We start from the raw sequence: 1,407 nt of genomic DNA on the forward strand, positions 1-1,407 counted from the left end.
TTGCCATTATGGTATTGATGTAATTGCTAGATTTTGAGAATGCTCTTGAGTATTAAGTAATCGTGCAGAATAAGATTTAAGTTATGTGTTTGGGGACAAGGCAACAGGCACAAGGCACAGAGTGTTAAAATATTTTTATTAACCACAGCTATGCTTTTTTCCAAAGCCCACCGCCGAAAGCTGATACCTGAATGCCTTAGGCACAAAAATTAAATTCTATTTTGCCCACTAACTTAAGTAATCGTGCAAAATAAGATTTAATCAATTGGAGATGTAAGATATTGATAATTAAAATTTTACATCCACAATTCACAACTCATAATTCAGCACTAATACTTAGTATAACCAAAGTTTCATAATTCACTTATCAAAAATAGCCTATAAGTAGATACGCTCGTACGACATGTGGTTTTATCTGATTGATTATCCTAATGCACAAGACGGTCTACAGCCATTTCCTGATTAAGCTTACAAAATTAGAGTTTTTAAAGTAATTTTGTTTTGTAAAAAAGAAAAATCACTGCCAGCATAGCCGGCAGCGATTCCTAAACAGACAAATAGATTATTTACTCTTTAAGCTAAAACGCTTGTTATATTTTTAGAAAAACTAGGAAAGTGTATCCTTTCCTCACTTCTATTTATTTCTATACACTCTTTCGTAGAATAATGGGAAAATAAAGAGCGTCAAAATTGTTGCGCCAATCATCCCACCAATTACTACAATAGCCAAAGGTTTTTGAGATTCCGAACCGATACCTGATGAAGTAGCAGCTGGCAACATCCCAAAAATACCCATCATGGCAGTCATCATTACTGGACGAACCCTCGATTTGACACCTTCGGTAATCGAGTCGAGCAGTGACATTTTTTTATGGAGATTTTCCTTGAATACTTCTATCATAATTACCCCATTTTGGATACAAATCCCAAATAAGGCAATAAAACCAATACCTGCCGAAATACTGAAATTGGTATGCGTCACCAGCAAGGCTACCGAACCACCAATAATCGCAAATGGCACGTTGGAGAATACCAAACCTGCATCTCTCAAACTTCCGAACATTACATATAGGATAAAGAAAATCGCAATCATCGAAATTGGTACTACTTGTGCCAAACGTTTAGAAGCACGTTGCTGGTTTTCGAAATCACCTTTCCATTTCATATCGTATCCTTTTGGAAGATTTGGCACTACCTTTTTCACTTCTTGTTGTGCTTCGGCAATGGTGCTACCCATATCACGACCACGAACAGAGAATTTTACGGCGATAAAACGCTTGGTGTCTTCACGGAAAATCAAGCTTGGGCCTGTCAACGTTTTAACTTCGGCGATTTGCTTGATAGGTATTTTAGTTCCGCTCATCGAAGGCACCATTAAATTGCGAATTTCTTGCTCAGACTTACGGA

1 protein-coding gene is annotated in these 1,407 nt (G+C 37.1%); it reads right to left on the reverse strand.

Going from position 1 to position 1,407, the window contains the following annotated elements; genetic code table 11:
- Positions 1-634 precede the first annotated feature (634 nt).
- Positions 635-1,407 (reverse strand): efflux RND transporter permease subunit (locus tag ACOVQ4_RS20335; protein ID WP_421822438.1); only part of this gene is annotated, 773 nt, incomplete at its 5' end.

Origin of the sequence: Flectobacillus sp., assembly GCF_049240685.1 — a bacterium.
GTDB lineage: Bacteria > Bacteroidota > Bacteroidia > Cytophagales > Spirosomataceae > Flectobacillus.